16 protein-coding genes are annotated in these 17,880 nt (G+C 48.0%); 6 read left to right on the top strand and 10 right to left on the bottom strand.

Annotated features, from left to right (window positions below; genetic code table 11):
• Window positions 1–42 precede the first annotated feature (42 nt).
• Window positions 43–759: a YggS family pyridoxal phosphate-dependent enzyme gene (locus HCZ42_RS02595; RefSeq protein WP_167419212.1), complete on the bottom strand. Its 717-nt coding sequence runs from the start codon at window positions 757–759 to the stop codon at window positions 43–45.
• 25 nt (window positions 760–784) lie between these two features.
• Between HCZ42_RS02595 and HCZ42_RS02590 the strand changes: the two genes are divergently transcribed.
• Window positions 785–1,825: a type IV pilus twitching motility protein PilT gene (locus HCZ42_RS02590; RefSeq protein WP_053408802.1), complete on the top strand. Its 1,041-nt coding sequence runs from the start codon at window positions 785–787 to the stop codon at window positions 1,823–1,825.
• Between the two features lie 11 nt (window positions 1,826–1,836).
• On the top strand, window positions 1,837–2,943 hold the full coding sequence (locus HCZ42_RS02585; protein WP_167419211.1) for a PilT/PilU family type 4a pilus ATPase: 1,107 nt from the start codon (window positions 1,837–1,839) through the stop codon (window positions 2,941–2,943).
• A gap of 91 nt (window positions 2,944–3,034) precedes the next feature.
• Here HCZ42_RS02585 and ruvX read toward each other — a convergent pair whose 3' ends face one another.
• The 8 genes from ruvX to metK all read right to left on the bottom strand — a co-directional run bounded on the left by ruvX (window position 3,035) and on the right by metK (window position 9,489).
• The gene (ruvX, locus tag HCZ42_RS02580) at window positions 3,035–3,457 is read right to left on the bottom strand and encodes a Holliday junction resolvase RuvX (RefSeq protein WP_167419210.1); all 423 of its coding nucleotides are present in this window, start codon (window positions 3,455–3,457) and stop codon (window positions 3,035–3,037) included.
• Window positions 3,458–3,480: 23 nt separating this feature from the next.
• Window positions 3,481–4,044: a YqgE/AlgH family protein gene (locus HCZ42_RS02575; RefSeq protein ID WP_167419209.1), complete on the bottom strand. Its 564-nt coding sequence runs from the start codon at window positions 4,042–4,044 to the stop codon at window positions 3,481–3,483.
• A 58-nt stretch (window positions 4,045–4,102) separates the two neighbouring features.
• On the bottom strand, window positions 4,103–5,053 hold the full coding sequence (gshB, locus tag HCZ42_RS02570; RefSeq protein WP_167419208.1) for a glutathione synthase: 951 nt from the start codon (window positions 5,051–5,053) through the stop codon (window positions 4,103–4,105).
• 13 nt (window positions 5,054–5,066) lie between these two features.
• Window positions 5,067–5,798 carry a 16S rRNA (uracil(1498)-N(3))-methyltransferase gene (gene rsmE / locus HCZ42_RS02565; protein WP_167419207.1) on the bottom strand — a complete coding sequence of 244 codons (732 nt, stop codon included), beginning with the start codon at window positions 5,796–5,798 and terminating at the stop codon, window positions 5,067–5,069.
• A 104-nt stretch (window positions 5,799–5,902) separates the two neighbouring features.
• Window positions 5,903–6,604: a deoxyribonuclease I gene (gene endA / locus HCZ42_RS02560; RefSeq protein WP_167419206.1), complete on the bottom strand. Its 702-nt coding sequence runs from the start codon at window positions 6,602–6,604 to the stop codon at window positions 5,903–5,905.
• Between the two features lie 78 nt (window positions 6,605–6,682).
• Window positions 6,683–7,180: a SprT family zinc-dependent metalloprotease gene (locus HCZ42_RS02555; protein ID WP_167419205.1), complete on the bottom strand. Its 498-nt coding sequence runs from the start codon at window positions 7,178–7,180 to the stop codon at window positions 6,683–6,685.
• 83 nt (window positions 7,181–7,263) lie between these two features.
• Window positions 7,264–8,061, bottom strand: coding sequence for a DUF2189 domain-containing protein (locus tag HCZ42_RS02550; protein ID WP_167419204.1), 798 nt, complete (start codon window positions 8,059–8,061; stop codon window positions 7,264–7,266).
• A 273-nt stretch (window positions 8,062–8,334) separates the two neighbouring features.
• Entirely contained in the window at window positions 8,335–9,489 is a 1,155-nt protein-coding gene (gene metK, locus HCZ42_RS02545; protein ID WP_053408793.1) for a methionine adenosyltransferase, read from the bottom strand.
• Window positions 9,490–9,794: 305 nt separating this feature from the next.
• Between metK and tkt the strand changes: the two genes are divergently transcribed.
• Both tkt and HCZ42_RS02535 read left to right on the top strand, forming a co-directional pair.
• A complete protein-coding gene (tkt, locus tag HCZ42_RS02540) occupies window positions 9,795–11,789 on the top strand; it encodes a transketolase (protein WP_167419203.1) in 1,995 nt (664 codons plus the stop codon).
• A gap of 166 nt (window positions 11,790–11,955) precedes the next feature.
• Entirely contained in the window at window positions 11,956–13,602 is a 1,647-nt protein-coding gene (locus tag HCZ42_RS02535; protein ID WP_167419202.1) for a diacylglycerol kinase family protein, read from the top strand.
• On the opposite strand, the gene HCZ42_RS02530 is transcribed toward HCZ42_RS02535, so the two are convergent.
• Entirely contained in the window at window positions 13,599–14,501 is a 903-nt protein-coding gene (locus HCZ42_RS02530) for a LysR family transcriptional regulator (RefSeq protein ID WP_167419201.1), read from the bottom strand. The two genes, HCZ42_RS02535 and HCZ42_RS02530, sit on opposite strands and share 4 nt — an antisense overlap.
• A 135-nt stretch (window positions 14,502–14,636) precedes the next feature.
• Between HCZ42_RS02530 and HCZ42_RS02525 the strand changes: the two genes are divergently transcribed.
• Both HCZ42_RS02525 and epd read left to right on the top strand, forming a co-directional pair.
• Window positions 14,637–16,595: a ligand-gated channel protein gene (locus tag HCZ42_RS02525; protein WP_167419200.1), complete on the top strand. Its 1,959-nt coding sequence runs from the start codon at window positions 14,637–14,639 to the stop codon at window positions 16,593–16,595.
• 135 nt (window positions 16,596–16,730) lie between these two features.
• Window positions 16,731–17,756: an erythrose-4-phosphate dehydrogenase gene (gene epd / locus HCZ42_RS02520; RefSeq protein ID WP_167419199.1), complete on the top strand. Its 1,026-nt coding sequence runs from the start codon at window positions 16,731–16,733 to the stop codon at window positions 17,754–17,756.
• The last annotated feature ends 124 nt before the right edge of the window (window positions 17,757–17,880 follow it).

Genomic DNA, 17,880 nt, shown 5'->3' with positions numbered 1-17,880 from the left:
TTCCGTTGTGATGGTTTATTTGTGCTGATCGCGACTGATCATTCATTGTTTAGCGCTGTAGTCGCGAGCGCCAAAAATTGCTGTGCCAATTCTTACCATGGTACTGCCTGCTTCAATCGCAGCTTGCATATCACCACTCATACCCATCGACAGTGTGTCTAGGTTGAGCTCAGGGTAGCGCGCGGCAAGTTTCTCTTTCAATTCCGCTAGTTGCTTGAATGCCACTAGTTGAGATTGATAATCTGAGACGTTCGCTGGGATCGACATCAATCCTCTTAAAGTGAGGTTGGGAAGGGCAGAAATCAACTCCGCCAACTCAAAGATTTCTTCGTCGCTTGCGCCTGACTTGGAGCTTTCACCGCTGGTGTTGACTTGGATAAGTACTTGTAGGGCGGGCAGGTGTTGCGGACGTTGGTCATTGAGGCGCTTGGCGATTTTTGCGCGGTCGACGGTATGAACCCAATCAAAACTCTCGGCGACGTGGCGTGATTTGTTCGACTGAATCGGACCGATAAAGTGCCATTCGAGTGACAAATCAGGGTGATGCTCACTAAAATAAGCGACTTTATCAGCGCCTTCTTGAACGTAATTTTCACCAAAAGCTTTCTGACCTGCGCGAGCAGCTTCTAAAATTGCTTCTATAGGTTTTGTTTTACTTACAGCGAGAAGTTTCACCGACTCTCGAGGCCGTCCGCATTTTTGCTGTGCTTCTTCTATCTGTGAGGTGATCTGTTCAATATTTTGTTGAATACTGTTCATAGCAGATTTTACTTAAGGAAAATAAATGGATATCACTGAGTTACTGGATTTTAGTGTAAAACATAACGCGTCAGATCTACATCTTTCTGCGGGTGTTCCTCCAATGGTACGTATAGATGGCGAAGTAAGGAAGCTCGGCGTGCCTGCTTTTAGCCATTCTGACGTGCATCGTTTGGTTTTTGAGATCATGAACGATGCGCAGCGCAGCGAATACGAAGAACGCCTGGAAGTCGATTTCTCTTTTGAACTGCCAAATGTTGGACGTTTTCGTGTCAATGCCTTCAACCAGTCTCGTGGCTGTGCGGCGGTATTTCGTACCATCCCAACCGATATTCCAACCTTAGAACAACTGGATGCGCCGCAGATCTTCGAAAAGATCGCCAGTATGGAAAAGGGGCTTGTGTTAGTCACAGGGCCAACCGGCTCGGGTAAATCGACCACCTTAGCTGCGATGGTTGACCACGTTAATCGTCATCACAACAAACATATTTTGACTATCGAAGACCCGATCGAATTTGTGCATACCAATAACAAATGTTTGATCAACCAGCGCGAAGTGCACCGTGATACCCACAGTTTTAACAACGCGCTACGTAGTGCGCTACGTGAAGACCCAGACGTCATTCTGGTTGGTGAGCTGCGCGACAAAGAGACCATCAGTTTGGCACTGACCGCAGCAGAAACGGGTCACTTAGTGTTTGGTACTTTGCACACCAGTAGCGCGGCGAAAACCATCGACCGTATTATCGATGTTTTCCCAGGAAGCGACAAAGATATGGTTCGCTCGATGTTGTCGGAATCACTGCGCGCGGTTATCGCGCAAAAGCTCCTCAAACGTATTGGTGGTGGACGCACCGCTTGCCACGAGATCATGATGGCGACACCGGCGATCCGCAACTTGATCCGCGAAGATAAAGTCGCTCAGATGTACTCGATCATTCAAACCGGTGCCGCACACGGGATGCAGACGATGGAGCAAAATGCCAAACAGTTGATCGCGCAAGGGCGTGTAGATCCTGAAGAAGTTGCGAAGAAAATCGAATCTGAATCAGTCAGCATGTATTGATAGAGGCACACATGGACGTAAATGTTTTCCTTCAGGGAATGAATAATCAGAAAGCTTCGGACTTGTATATTACGGTAGGAGCGCCGGTGCTGTACCGCGTCGATGGCGAGCTACGAGCGCATGGTGACACGCTTTCTCATGCCGACGTGGATGCGCTGCTGGCCAATATGATGGACTCACAACGTAAGAGTGAGTTTGACGAAAGCAAAGAAGCGAACTTTGCTATCGTGCGAGACTTCGGCCGCTGTCGCGTGTCTGCGTTTTACCAGCGTGAGTTGCCGGGGGCGGTGATTCGTCGTATTGAAACCGCAATTCCGACGTTTGAAGAGCTGAAGCTGCCAGATGTACTGCAAGACTTGGCGATTGCTAAACGTGGCTTGGTATTGGTCGTTGGCGCGACAGGTTCGGGTAAATCCACCACCATGGCGGCGATGACGGGGTATCGAAATCGACACCGTACTGGGCATATTCTGACGATCGAAGACCCGATTGAATTTGTCCACGAGCACCAGCGCTGCATTGTGACGCAGCGAGAAGTCGGTTTAGATACCGAAAGCTATGAAGTCGCGCTCAAGAACTCGTTGCGCCAAGCGCCAGATATGATTCTGATTGGTGAAATCCGCTCACGAGAAACTATGGAATACGCGATGACCTTCGCGGAAACGGGTCACTTGTGTATGGCGACTCTCCACGCCAACAACGCTAACCAAGCGTTAGAGCGGATTTTACATTTGGTGCCGAAAGATCAGAAAGAGCAGTTCTTGTTTGATCTATCGATGAACTTGCGTGGTGTCGTTGGGCAGCAATTGATTCGAGATAAGAACGGTCAGGGGCGTCATGGGGTGTTTGAAATATTGCTCAACAGCCCACGAATTTCGGATTTGATCCGCCGTGGAGAGTTACACGAACTCAAATCAACCATGGCGAAATCAAAAGAAGTTGGCATGCAGACATTCGACCAATCACTTTACCAGTTAGTGATTGAGAATAAGATCAACGAAGACGACGCGATGCACAGCGCGGACTCGGCGAATGACCTACGTTTGATGCTTAAGACGCAACGCGGTGATGCGCCAAACAACAGTACGTTGATGAACGTGAAAATTGATATGAACTAATACCAGTCGTAGTAAATAACAGTGCTAAAAAAGAAAGGCTTGATGAAATCATCAAGCCTTTCTTTTTTATGTTGTTGTTGGCGCTAAGACCTTAGCCCCACTGCGCTTCAAACCAGCTTTCGAGGATAATCACTGCCGATTGGCAGTCGACATTGCCTTTGCTCAGCGCTTTATAGCCACCCATTTCGAACAGCTCAGAACGCGCTTCGGTCGTCGATAAGCGTTCATCATGTAACTCGACCGGTAAGCCAAAACGTCCGTGCAGACGGTTGGCGAACTTTTTTGCCCTAGGCGTAATGGTTTCTAGGTCTTTGCCACGTAGGTCTGTTGGTAGACCTACTACCAATAAGTTTGGTTGCCACTCTTTGATTAATTTCTCGATGTCGCCCCAATTAGGTACGCCATCGTTGGCTTTAAAAGCTCTTAACGGAGACGCAGTTCCGGTAATTTCTTGGCCAATGGCACTACCAATACTCTTGGTGCCAAAGTCAAAAGCCATAATGGTTCTGGACATAAATCCTCTGTGTTTACTGCTGGTTATGCGTGGCCAATTTCACAAGATAGCTGTGAAGCATCAATGCCCAGCATCTGAACTGCTTTGCTCCAACGCTCGTTAATCGGTGTATTGAAAATCACGTCGGGGTCAGCTTCGATAGTTAACCATGAGTTCTCCGACAATTCGCTTTCCAACTGGCCTGCTTCCCAACCTGAATAGCCCAACGCCACTAAGTAGTTATTGGGTTCGGCTTCTGTGCCTAACACGCTCAAAATATCTTTAGAGGTTGTGACTGAAAGGTAATCCGTCATCTGAATACTCGACTCGTAGTGGTCTTTCGGATGATGGAGGATAAAACCGCGGTCGCTCGATACAGGACCGCCATTCAGCACCGGCTTGTCTAAGCTTTCGGTATACAGTTGCGGATGAACCGGTTGGACATCGACTTGTTTGAGCATCTTGCCGACGGTGATATCGATTGGAGCATTAATCATTAGACCCATCGCACCTTCATCATTGTGTTCGCACACATAGATAACGCTGCGTTGAAAGTAGGGATCTTTCATCCCGGGCATCGCCACTAAGAAATGGTTGGTTAAATTCATAAAGACTCCAACTTATCACAGGGCGGAAACTCCCGCCCTAACACTCACAAGGCAATACTTATTGCTTGTTGATACGACGTTCAATCGCATCCATAAGTTTGCCGGTAATTGAGATATCAAATGCAGCTTCGATTTCACGAATACAAGTTGGGCTTGTTACGTTAATCTCGGTCAACTTGTCACCAATAACGTCTAGGCCAACGAATATCAGACCTTTTTCCTTAAGTGTAGGCGCTACAGCGGCAGCGATCTGTTTATCTGTCTCACTGAGAGGACGTGCTTCACCGGTTCCGCCTGCGGCTAAGTTGCCACGCGTCTCGCCTTTGGCTGGAATTCGCGCTAAACAGTAAGGCATTGCTTCACCGTCAACCACTAAAATGCGCTTGTCACCGTTGCTGATATCAGGAACAAACGTCTGCGCCATGGCGTAGTTTTGACCGTGATTAGTTAGAGTCTCGATGATCACCGATACGTTTGGATCGTTCTCTTTTACGCGGAAGATAGACGCGCCGCCCATACCGTCAAGTGGTTTAAGGATCACGTCACCGTGTTCTTCGCGGAAGGCTTTGATCTTTTCTGCTTTGCGCGTCACGATGGTAGTTGGTGTCAATTCAGGGAACCACGCGGTAAACAACTTTTCGTTGCAGTCACGCAGACTCTGCGGTTTGTTGACGATCAAGGTGCCTTTTTCTTCCGCGCGCTCAAGAATGTAAGTCGCGTAGATAAACTCGGTATCAAACGGAGGATCTTTACGCATCAATACGGCGTCTAGCTCAGAAAGCTCGATGGTTTGCTCTGATTTGAACTCGTACCAGCCGTTTGGATCTTCTTTCAACTCAACCACTTTGGTATCGGCAACGGCAACACCTTGGTCAAGATGCAGGTCGTTCATTTCCATGTAGTGGATTTCGTAGCCGCGGCGCTGCGCTTCAAGCATCATGGCAAAGCTAGAGTCTTTCTTGATGTTAATGGACGAGATAGGGTCCATTACGATACCTAATTTGATCATTATGTTTCTCCGTTTAACCAAGGTCGCCGAAACGAACTTGAAGGGCAGTAATTGCAGTCAGAGCCGCGGTCTCGGTACGCAAAACGCGTGGGCCAAGTAACGTCTCTTCGAATTGATATTCTCGGGTTTTGGCAATTTCATCCGCTGACAAGCCGCCTTCTGGGCCAATCAATAGACGAACTTTTTCAACCGGCGTCGGTAGGGTATTGATTGAGTATTTTGCGCGTGGATGTAGGTTGAGCTTCAGGCCGTCATACTCTTCCGCGCACCACTCGTCGAGGTGCATGATAGGGCGAATTTCCGGTACCGTGTTGCGCCCACACTGCTCGCAGGCGCTGATCGCAATCTTTTGCCATTGTGCGAGTTTTTTCTCAAAGCGCTTTTGGTCGAGTTTAACGCCGCAACGCTCGGAAATCAGTGGCGTGATGGTATTCACCCCTAATTCGACTGACTTCTGAATTGTGAATTCCATCTTGTCGCCACGCGAAATGACCTGACCGAGATGCAGGTCGAGTGGAGACTCTGAACTGCGTTCAACGCGCTCTTTCAGCTCGACTTCAACCGACTTCTTCGATACACCTGAAATAACCGCTGGGAATTCCGCACCACTACCATCAAACAGAAGCACTTCTTGGCCTTCTTTCATACGCAAAACGCGGCCAATGTGCCCCGCAGCGTCTTCGCTCAGTGACACTTCACCGAGCTGGTGGATGGTTTCTGGATGATAAATTCGAGGGATTCGCATGAGGTTTCCAGCAAGAGAGTTAAAGTTAACTCCTAACATGGATGCTTTATAGCGAAAAAACAAGGGGAAAAGGTGTTTCTTTATTGCAAGAAACACCTTCAATACTAGCGTGCTTGGCAAGCCTCAAACACATATGGGTTATGATTTCCTTGAACGTTGAAAATGCGCTGATTGCGTTCACATTCCCACTCATCGACCGGATATTGCTTGTTCCAAGCCGTCATCAAGTTAGTCTGCTGTTTTGACAGCTTAAAGCCGTACTCTTTGCTCATGTATAAATAAGTACGCGCAATTGAGCCTTTTGCTCGGTCTGGTGGCATGACTTTGCGTTGCTTGAAGTTAACTTGAACCTCGCAACGCCCGTAGGTTACACCGTCGACACCATTCCACTGGCTAAAGTTAAAGTTGGAACGGTCGCCGTTGACTTCGCCAATGGCTGGGGTGAGGTTGTGCAGATCGGCTTCCATTGAGCGGAAGGTTTGATCGTTCTTGGTACAGTTCTTACGCCCGCCGTTTTGCCAACATTGACGTTGATGACCGAACTGCCAAGCAGGCACGACGTGTTCCCATTCGATTCGCGAGGCGCGTTTTTGCTGTTTACGTACTTCGTAACCACATGATTGTAAGTCTGGTACGCCTTTACGGCCTTGCCACTGAATGTCACAACCACAGTAGAAACTGGTCGGGTGGTCGGCATAAATTTTTACCGCTTCTTTTTTTGCTTTAGAAAAAGAACTCGGCGGGGCAGCGAATGCAGAGCTAACAAGCAAACTGAGCGAGACAGCAATAACGGATAGTATCTTCATTGTTCTACGTATTAGAAAAGTATTAGAAAATGAAGTCTAACACGCAGTATATGAATTAATTAAAGCGAAATAAGTAAATTAAGAGAGCTGTTTTCCAGTAAAACTCAGCGTATGTTTACACTGCTGACAGCGATAACTCGCTTGCTGGCGAAGAACTTTGTTGTGGCGACGAATCGACAGTGGGTAGGTCGTGCAGTCACAGCAATATTCGAATGTTTTTCCCTGGACTGAGTTAACCGAAAAATGATGGGTCGTTCGCGCGGGGATGCCAAATACCGCTTCCATCACGCCTTGCCACTCTTTGCCGTGTGGTCGAACGCGACCATAAACTTGGTGGGTGATTAAATGGGCGACCTCATGTGGGATGACTTCTTCCAAGAAAGCTTGCCTATTTTCGGCGAGTAACACAGGGTTTAGGCGAATTTCGTTGAGTTGCAAGTACGCTTTCCCCGCGGCTTTGCCTCTGAGTTTGAAGCTGACAGAAGGGTGAGCAAAGCGCCGTCCAAATGCCGTTTGGGCTTGTTGCAGACAGCGAGCGATGATTTGTTCAATTCGATATTGTGTTTCGATATCCACTGGTACTCCACCCACCTTGACTACAAATAAAGAACCCCAGCACTTAGGCTGGGGCGCATCATAAACCGAATCTTACTCAGAAGTTAAGGTGTATGTTTCTTCTTGATGGTTTCGTGGAAGCCATGCCATGTGGCGTAGCCTAGAATCGGCATGGTAAATAACATACCAATCCCATAGGTGGCAAAGCCAACCAAAATACCGCCACAAATCAGCAGTGCCCACACGATCATCGCGGGAATGTTGGATTTGACCGCGTTAAAGCTACTGAATACCGCAGTCATAATGTCGACGCGGCGTTCCATCATTAGTGGAATTGAAAATGCAGAGATGCTGAATACTACTGCAGCAAGTACAAAGCCCACCAATGAACCGATAACCAAGAAAGGTAAGAAGTCAGCCAGTGGCGCACCTTGAACCGATGGGTAGAGCGCGTGAATTAGGGCGGCAATACGCATCCAGAAGATCATACAAACCGCAAGTAGAACTGCGAATGCCCACTGTGACGTCGAGTTACGACCGATGGCTTTCATCGAATGGAGCAGAGTGGCTTTGTGGCCTTTTTCCCTTTCCCAACTTGCGTCATATAAACCTAACGCAAGGAATGGACCGATAAGCATGTAAACAATCAGGCTTGGTAGTACTACTAAGTGTGTGCCTTGCCATTGTACTAGCAACACGATACCTATCGCTGCGGCCATAAAGCACAGCCCGTAGAATACGCTGATGAGTGGCATACGAACAAAATCATGCAGACCAAGCGATAACCAATGAAAAGGCGCTGAGATGCTCAGTTGGTTACATGGGATGGTACGTGCATACTCTTTATCTGAGACTTCCTTTCGTTTGTCGCTGAAGTCATGTGGATTAACCGTACGAGGCATATATCCTCCTTGATCGATTCTCTGTTCTCACCAAGCCACTTGGCTTAGCGTGTTTGAAACTCGATGCCCGGTTGTAATGACTTCGTATCTGGGGCAAGAGTTTATAGTGTTTACGAAGTAACCATCACGGGCGATTACTCTCGTTAACATAATTTTAACTATTGACCGCTTAGTAAAAAAATACAAATTTGTTGGAGACTTTTTATCGACAATAAAAAAGAGCTTCCGGTTGCCCAGAAGCTCTTTAGAATTTTTCTCTGTCAGTGGCTTAAGTTACTTAAGACCAGCGAACTCACGTAGAAGTACCGCTTTATCAGTCGCTTCCCATGGGAACTCTTCGCGACCGAAGTGACCGTATGCTGCTGTCTTCTTGTAGATTGGCTGTAGAAGGTTCAGCATTTCTTGTAGACCGTATGGACGTAGGTCGAAGAACTGACGCACCGCTTCGATGATGATGTCGTGAGATACTTTCTCTGTACCGAACGTTTCCACCATGATTGATGTTGGATCAGCAACACCGATAGCGTAAGAAAGTTGGATTTCACAACGATCAGCAAGACCTGCTGCAACGATGTTTTTCGCTACGTAACGTGCCGCGTATGCTGCAGAGCGGTCTACTTTTGATGGATCTTTACCAGAGAACGCACCACCACCGTGACGCGCTGCGCCGCCGTAGGTATCAACGATGATCTTACGACCAGTTAGACCACAGTCACCCATTGGGCCACCGATTACGAAACGGCCTGTTGGGTTGATGAAGAAGTTCGTTTCTTTGTTGATCCACTCTGAAGGTAGTACTGGCTTGATGATCTCTTCCATTACTGCTTCACGTAGGTCTGGCGTAGAGATTGAATCACAGTGCTGAGTTGATAGAACAACTGCGTCGATACCAACGATCTTACCTTGGTCGTACTGGAACGTTACCTGAGATTTCGCGTCTGGACGCAACCAAGGTAAAGTGCCGTTTTTACGTACTTCTGCTTGTTTTTCAACAAGACGGTGAGAGTAAGTAATCGGAGCTGGCATTAGAACGTCTGTTTCGTTACATGCGTAACCGAACATGATGCCTTGGTCGCCTGCGCCTTGCTCTTTAGGGTCAGCTTTATCAACACCTTGGTTGATGTCTGGTGACTGTTTACCGATTGTGTTTAGTACTGCACAAGAGTCAGCGTCAAAACCCATATCTGAATGTACGTAGCCGATTTCACGAACGGTTTGACGAGTTAGCTCTTCGATATCTACCCAAGCTGAAGTCGTGATTTCACCACCGACCATTACCATACCAGTTTTAACGTAAGTCTCACAGGCAACACGAGCCTTTGGATCTTGCTCTAGAATCGCGTCAAGAACCGCATCAGAAATCTGGTCTGCAATTTTATCTGGATGACCTTCTGATACTGACTCAGAAGTAAACAGGTGCTTAGCCATGTTAGCTCCACTTTATTTGGTTAAAAACTGGAGCATGATAAACGCTCCAGAGCAAATTAATACTAATATATGTAGGTGTATCTACATCTAGACGGCTATTTTAAATTTGATTGTTCGAATTACAAGCTCTTTTTTGGTTTTTGTTATAACCAAACGTTTGCTTTAATTCTGGTTAAATTGAACGATTTGGAGCGAAAGCTGCGATATTTGTGAGCTTCTGGCTTGGAAAACGTTTGCACACCCTCTGAGGCTTTGAGAGAATTATGACCCATTTTTCGTTTCGCTTAATGTACTCAGGAGCAGACATGTCGTCTCGTAAACACCTTGCCAATGCGATCCGCGCTTTAAGCATGGATGGCGTTCAAAAAGCTAATTCTGGCCACCCTGGCGCCCCTATGGGTATGGCTGATATCGCTGAAGTTCTTTGGCGCTCTCACCTAAACCACAACCCAACTAACCCAGAGTGGGCTGACCGCGACCGTTTCGTACTATCAAACGGCCACGGCTCTATGCTGATTTACTCTTTGCTTCACCTAAGTGGTTACGAGCTATCTATCGACGATCTGAAAAACTTCCGTCAACTTCACTCTAAAACTCCGGGTCACCCTGAGTACGGCTACGCACCTGGTGTTGAAACCACGACGGGTCCACTAGGCCAAGGTATCACCAACGCAGTCGGTATGGCGTTGGCAGAAAAAGCGTTAGCAGCGCAATTCAACCAAGAAGGCCACGACATCGTTGACCACTTCACTTACGTGTTCATGGGTGACGGCTGTCTGATGGAAGGTATCTCGCACGAGGCATGTTCTTTGGCTGGTACGCTAGGTCTAGGCAAACTTATCGCGTTCTGGGATGACAACGGCATCTCAATTGACGGCGAAGTAGAAGGCTGGTTCTCTGACGATACACCTAAGCGTTTTGAAGCGTACGGTTGGCACGTAATCCCAGCGGTAGACGGTCACGATCCTGAAGCGATTAACGCCGCAATTGAGGCGGCCAAAGCAGACCCTCGCCCGACGCTAATCTGTACTAAGACGATTATCGGTTTTGGTTCACCAAATAAAGCTGGCTCGCACGATTGTCACGGCGCACCACTTGGCGCTGACGAGATCAAAGCGGCACGTGAATTCCTAGGTTGGGAATACAATGCGTTTGAAATCCCAGCAGACGTATACGCAGAATGGGATGCAAAAGATGCAGGCGCGGCGAAAGAAGCGGAGTGGAACGAGAAGTTTGCCGCTTATGAAGCAGCATATCCAGAACTTGCCGCAGAATTTAAACGCCGCGTAAACGGCGAACTACCGGCGCAGTGGGAAGAGAAAGCAAGCCAAATCATTGCTGACCTTCAAGCAAACCCAGCGAACATCGCATCACGTAAAGCATCACAAAATGCACTAGAAGCGTTTGGTCAAATGTTACCAGAATTCATGGGCGGCTCTGCTGACCTTGCGCCTTCTAACCTTACTATGTGGTCTGGCTCTAAGTCGCTTGAAGCGGACGACTTCTCTGGCAACTACGTGCACTACGGCGTACGTGAGTTCGGTATGACGGCTATCATGAACGGCATCGCTCTACACGGTGGTTTTGTTCCTTACGGCGCGACATTCCTAATGTTCATGGAATACGCACGTAACGCAATGCGCATGGCGGCTCTGATGAAGATTCAGAACATCCAAGTGTACACGCACGACTCTATCGGTCTTGGCGAAGATGGTCCGACTCACCAACCGGTTGAGCAAATGGCATCTCTACGTCTGACTCCAAACATGAGCACATGGCGTCCATGTGACCAAGTTGAATCAGCAGTGGCTTGGAAACTGGCTATCGAGCGTAAAGACGCGCCAACCGCGCTTATCTTCTCGCGTCAGAACCTAGCACAACAAGAGCGCAGTGCTGAGCAAGTTGCAGACATCGCGAAAGGTGGTTACATCCTGAAAGATTGCGCAGGCAAACCAGAGCTTATCCTTATCGCAACAGGCTCTGAAGTTGAGCTAGCAGTAGAAGCGGCAGCACAGCTAGCTGCGGAAGGTAAGCAAGTACGCGTTGTTTCAATGCCTTCAACCGATGCATTCGACAAGCAAGACGCAGCTTACCGTGAAGCAGTACTGCCATCAGACGTCACAGCGCGTATCGCTATAGAAGCCGGTATTGCGGACTTCTGGTACAAGTACGTAGGCTTTGGCGGCAAGATCATCGGCATGACGACCTTCGGTGAATCTGCACCGGCAGGAGAACTGTTCAAGATGTTCGGTTTCACTACCGAAAACGTAGTGAACACAGCAAAAGAATTGCTAGCGTAAGCGAATTACTGTTAAAGAAAGAAAAGAGGGCCATCATCGATGGCCCTCTTTTTTTATATTCTAATTAATGCGACAGAAGTGTTTGATAGGTAAAGTTAAAAAATGACATAGAGTAACTATACTCACTATTCGCCCATCGTGCTTAAGACCTAATTACGGAGTGTGTATGCGAATAGCCACTTATTATATGTGCGGTAGCATTGTTGCTTTCGTCTTGTCGTTGTTGAGCCCTTGGCGGGTTGTAGCAATACTGATGCTGTGGACCACCATATCCTTAGCTTTGGTTGCACTTGCCTATTACAAAAATAACGGACGTATCTTTCGTAAACGTAGCGACGGAACCATCCCGAAAGCCGTTAGAGTCCTCTTCTGGCCGTTTATGTTGGGCGTATACACTTACAACCGAGTCATATGCTCGATTACTTCACTACCTAGCATTCAGAAAATTGAATCAGGTCTGTTCCTTGCAGCCAGACTAACTCCAGCCGACGTTGAGTCGCTACACGAGCATGAGATTGACGCAGTGCTCGATGTGACCGCTGAGTTTGAGAGCTTGAATGTATCGCTGGTCGGTGAGGGAATCGAATACTTGAATGTCCCCGTGCTCGACCATGCTTATCCTGATTTTCCGACCTTGTTAAAAGCGGTGCGTTGGATTGAATCACAACGTAAGAACAACCGCTCGGTCGTGGTGCATTGTGCGTTAGGGCGTGGACGTTCAGTGATGATCATGGTCGCCTATTTGCTAGCCCGAGACCCAGATAAAAGCATCGTTGAAGTGATGGAGCAAATCCAGTCGATTCGTCATCGCGCGCGGCTTAATTCCTCGCAGTACAAAGCACTGCAAGAATACATCGCCAACCAAGAGTTTGGTTTGGCGAAACCACAGATCGTCATTATCGCTAACCCTGTTTCTGGCGGCGGAAAATGGCCAGAGAACAAAGCAGATATTTTGACGGCGTTATCGCCTTATTTTACTGTCGAGGTAAAAGAAACTACTGAAGAGATAACCGCTGAACAACTGGCTAAACAAGCCCTCGCTCAACAGACCGATATGATTATTGCCGCTGGTGGTGATGGTACGGTCAATGAAGTCGCAGCGGAAATCGTTGGCAGCAATATACGTTTTGCGATTCTACCTTGTGGTACTGCAAACGCGCTCTGCCATGCGATGTGGGGGATTCGCTCTAAATTTACTCCGATCACCATGGCGTGTGACGCGATCATCCACGGTGATACTCGAATGATCGACGTCGCGCAGTGCAATGATCAGATTGCGCTACTGATCGTTGCCGTTGGCTTTGAGCAACAGATGATCGAATTTGCCAATCGGGATGAGAAGAACAACGACGGGCAAGGAGCGTACCTAAAAGGCTTCCTCAATGCGGTCACTAGCGGTGAAGTGCTCTCTCTGTACGTGCGTTTTGACGACCAAGATGAACAAATGATCGATACCCACAGCATGGTTATTGCCAATGCGGCGCCATTCAGCACTTTGCTAGCGCAGGGGAGCGGTGAACCTGACATCAATGATGGTAAGTTGGATGTCACTTGGATCCCTGAAGCGGAGTTACCGGGGATGCACGTACTGTCACTGACTGAGTTAGTGCTCTCCGGTTTTACTTCTGAAAAAATCGGTGGATTTACCGAGCACAAGCAAGTGCAATCGGTGCACATTCATCACCCTGATGGCCTTAAGTACGTTATTGATGGCGAGCTGTTTGAAAGTGAACGTTTGCAAATCAAGGTCAAGCCTGACGCATTAAGCGTAATGTCGCCGAAAGAGCCTGACCTTGAGGAAGTGACCCTTTAAACAGAACCACTCAGCCAAAGTTCTGGAACGCTGCGTTGGATGCTTTCGAGCAGAGCGGATAAACGCAGCGGAGGTCGCCCAGCTGGTGTGTAGCAATTGATCGCGATAGGTTCAGACAACCAACCGTCAAGGCAGGCAGTGATTCGGCCTGGATGATGTTTTTCGTATCCTTGCGCCGTCCAAGTAGGAAGCAAGCCAATGCCGTGTCCATTCGCGATGCTATCGATCTGCATCGCGATGTTGTCACTGTATAAACGACTGGTCATTGGCTCAAGGTAGTAACTGCCTTGTTGTGGATGAATGAGCTGCAACCCGTTTTCCCGCACAGAACCAAAGTCAATCCAAGGATGGGCAAGTAAATCTGTTGGATGTTTGAACGCCCCGTGTTTTTCAAGATAGCTCGGCGCAGCAAACGGCGTATAGCGAAAATGGCCGAGTGTCTGTCTGCGCCAATCTAATCCACCGTGTTCACCCAGCCAGATAAACAAATCCGGGTCGTGATGCTGATCTGAAAAGTCACTGGTCAGTCGAATGCTGACTTGTGGGTTGTCGGTGAGGAAGTGGTTAAGCACATCACCCAACCAACTGCGTACCAAAGCGGCGTGGCAGACAATATTCAACGAGCCAGACACTTGGTTATTCAATCCTTGCAGCGCGTCATAACTCTCTTCGCTAAGCTCCAGAATTTGTCGGCTGTAGTGCGCAAAGATCTCGCCAGCACGGGTCAACACCAAGCGATTGCCTTGGCGTGTTGTGAGCGCCTGACCAAAGTCTTCTTCTAGTTGCGCTAAGCGTCGGCTCAATGTTGATTTCGGCTGGTTAAGTGCTTTGGCCGCGGCAGTCAGGCTTTTGTGTTGATTGAGCGCATCGAAAGCGCGAATCGAAGCTAGATCGTGCATTTTAACACCTACACTCGCAAACAAAGCGTTCCATATTTGGGAAGAACCGTTCCACAACTCTCACTATACATCTCATTCTATTTATGAATAATTCTCGTTCGAAAATAATAATCATTATCAATTATGGAGATAGAGATGTCTACCCTCAAACTGCCGGTTCTCAGTGCGACTGGTGTTTTAGTCTTCGTCAGTGTTCCTCATGTGTTTGCCAATGATGCAGTATCTCAAATGGATACAGTAGTTGTGACTGCATCAGGTTACGAACAATCACAGGCTGATGCTCCCGCGAGTATCAGTGTTATTTCCCGCCAAGACTTAGAGTCTCGTTACTACCGTGATGTGACCGACGCACTGAAAAGTGTACCGGGTGTCGTAGTCACCGGTGGTGGTGATACGACGGATGTCAGTATTCGTGGCATGGGATCAAAATACACCTTGATCCTAGTGGACGGTAAGCGCCAGAGTACCCGAGAAACTCGCCCAAACAGCGATGGCCCAGGGATTGAACAAGGTTGGCTACCACCGCTACAAGCAATTGAGCGTATTGAGGTGATCCGCGGCCCGATGTCTACACTCTATGGTTCAGACGCGATTGGTGGTGTGATCAACGTGATCACTCGAAAAGACGCACCTGAATGGACCGGTAACGTACAGCTTGGCGCTGTGGTGCAAGAAAACAGCCGTTCTGGTGGCGAGCAAAGTGCTAATTTCTTCTTAAATGGCCCGCTAGCGGAAGACTTATCGCTGCAAGTTTATGGTCAATATACAGCTCGTGAAGAAGACGACATTGAACACGGTTATGAAGATAAAGATCTGCAAAGCATCTCTTCTAAGCTTACTTACCAAATTAACGACCGTCATTCGGTTCAACTAGAAGGTGGCTCTTCGGCACAAAGTCGCCGTGGCAATGTGGGATTGTCGGTACCGACATCAGGTTGCCGTCGTGGCTGTGAAGACTCACTTAACGAGTATCGCCGTACTTACGTGACGGTCAGTCATACGGGGGACTGGGAGTCGCTTGGTTATTCAGATACTTACCTGCAGCGCGAAGAGAGTGAAAACAAATCACGTGAAATGATGATTGTGAATACGACCTTCAAATCGAGTTTGGCGACCAATATCGGCAACCACATGGTGACGACGGGTGTCGACGCAAACCACGCCGAGCTGGAGGATTTTACGTCTAATAAAGCATCATCAAAGACGCAAACATCAAACACCCAGTGGGCAGTATTTATTGAAGACGAATGGACCATTGTTGAACCATTTAGCTTAACTCTGGGTGGACGTTTGGACCACGATGAAAACTACGGTTCGCACTTTAGCCCTCGAGCTTACGGTGTTTGGCGAATTGACCCGGCTTGGACCTTGAAAGGTGGTGTGGCTACAGGCTTCCGTTCTCCTCAGCTACGTGAAATTACCGAGGGTTGGGCGCAAGTCAGCGGTGGCGGTAACATTTACGGTAACCCAGACCTAGATCCGGAAACCTCACTCAACAAAGAAATGAGCCTGATGTACCAAAGTGACTCAGGTTTGGATGCGTCCCTGACGGTATTCCATAACGAATTCAAAGATAAGATCACACGAGTGGTGTGTCCGGATACACTGTGTACAGACGGACCAAACCAATGGGGTGCAGACCCAACCTACCGTATTAACGTTGATGAAGCGGTGACCCAAGGCGTTGAAGCGACTTTCGCGATGCCAGTCAGTGAAACGGTTTACATGAGCTCAAGCTACACCTTTACAGATTCTGAGCAAAAGACCGGTGAGTACAAAGGTATGCCATTGCAGCAACTGCCTAAGCACTTGTTCAATGTGGATGTGAGCTGGCAAACCACCGATAAACTCGAGAGCTGGACCAAAGTGACCTATCGCGGTGAAGAGATGGATCCGGTAACAGGGCCGTCGAGAACTAGTATCATTGAGCCTGCGTACACGTTTGTTGATGCCGGTGTGACGTATCAGCTGACCGACAACACCAAGCTCAAAGGTGCGATTTATAACTTGCTGGACGAAGAAATCAGCTATGAAGAGTACGGCTATGTTGAAGACGGTCGCCGTTACTGGTTAGGTTTAGACGTCGCGTTCTAACTCTTGATTGAAACTAACAAGGCCGGGCTTTGCTGCGGCCTTTTTTAATCTCGCCTCGCCTTGATTCAACAGGTGCGCTTTGCTGCCTTATCAGTTACTATCTGTGACACGAAAAGTGAGTAGGGCGAAGGAATCATGCTAAAAGTTGCGATCAATGGATTTGGGCGTATCGGTCGTAATGTCTTAAGAGCGGTATATGAAAGCGGCAAAAACCAGCAAATTAAGGTCGTGGCGGTTAATGAACTGGCTCAACCTGATGCGATGGCGCACTTGCTGCAATACGATACCAGCCACGGACGCTTTGGTAAGAAGATCACTAACGATCAAGAACACATCTATGTTCACCACGAAAGCGGTGAGTTTGACTCGATCCGTATCCTTCATCTCTCTGAAATTAACTTATTGCCTTGGCGTGACCTCGACGTCGACATCGTACTCGACTGTACCGGTGTCTTCGGTTCTCAAGCCGACGGACAAGAACACATTCAGGCCGGCGCGAAGAAAGTGCTCTTTTCTCATCCCGGAGCAAACGACGTCGACAACACCATTATCTATGGTGTCAACCACGAATCCCTAACCGCTGACCATAACGTGGTGTCGAACGGCTCTTGTACCACTAACTGTATTGTGCCGATCATCAAGGCGCTTGATGACGCATTTGGCATCGACTCCGGAACGATCACTACCATTCATTCATCGATGAATGATCAACAGGTGATCGACGCATACCATTCTGACCTGAGACGAACTCGCGCTGCCAGTCAATCTATCATTCCGGTAGACACGAAGTTGCATAAGGGGATTGAAAGAATATTCCCGAAATTTTCCAACAAATTTGAAGCGATTTCGGTCAGAGTACCGACTGTAAACGTCACTGCGATGGATTTAAGTGTCACAATTAATACAAATGTGAAAGTTAATGACGTAAATCAAACCATTGTTAATGCCTCTCAGTGTACATTACAGGGCATTGTTGACTATACTGAAGCTCCGCTCGTTTCTATCGACTTTAATCATGATCCCCATAGCGCGATTGTCGATGGTACACAGACTCGAGTGAGTAACGGGCAGTTGGTGAAAATGCTCGTTTGGTGCGATAACGAATGGGGCTTTGCGAACCGCATGCTGGATACTGCGCTCGTAATGCAAGCTGCGAAATAAGTCGTAGAGCAGCGCTGGAGAAATATTTATTTTAACCCTTGAAATAAATATGCTGTATCTCCATATCAAAACCAGTTTGAAGAATTAATGAGCTTGGCAGGGTTGCCGGGCTACTGAAAACTTT

Origin of the sequence: Vibrio hepatarius (assembly GCF_011806575.1) — a bacterium.
Classification (GTDB): domain Bacteria; phylum Pseudomonadota; class Gammaproteobacteria; order Enterobacterales; family Vibrionaceae; genus Vibrio; species Vibrio hepatarius_A.
Note: the sequence above shows the minus strand (reverse complement) of the source record. Positions and strands in the feature narration are given on the sequence as shown.